General features: G+C 43.2%; 1 pseudogene. It reads left to right on the top strand.

The window, feature by feature from the left end:
• Window positions 1-14: 14 nt before the first annotated feature.
• Window positions 15-284: pseudogene (locus tag CBI42_RS11655) on the top strand (transposase); the annotation flags it as partial.
• Between the last annotated feature and the right edge of the window lie 47 nt (window positions 285-331).

Below are 331 nucleotides of genomic sequence, written 5' to 3'. Positions count from 1 at the left end.
GCAAAAAGGAAATTATGATGACTAATTATCCCAGCAATATTACCCGCCAGCAGTTTGAAGTGATTCGTCCTGAATTAGAAAATTTTCATCAACGAACGAAGCCCCGTCAAGTCGATTTGTATGACGTCTTTTGCGCCATTTTATACATCTTGAAAAATGGCTCCCAGTGGCGTGCCCTGCCACATGACTTTCCCAAATGGCAAACGGTTTACACCTACTTTCGCTTGTGGTCCCGGCAATCGGCTCCAACGGAGCCGTCATTACTGGATCAAGTTTTAAAAAAATTGTCTTTACCTTACGATCTCAACAAGATCGTTCGGCATTAACTTCG

Source organism: Streptococcus sp. KR, assembly GCF_002238115.1.
GTDB lineage: Bacteria > Bacillota > Bacilli > Lactobacillales > Streptococcaceae > Streptococcus.
This window is presented reverse-complemented; position numbering and strand designations above follow the sequence as displayed.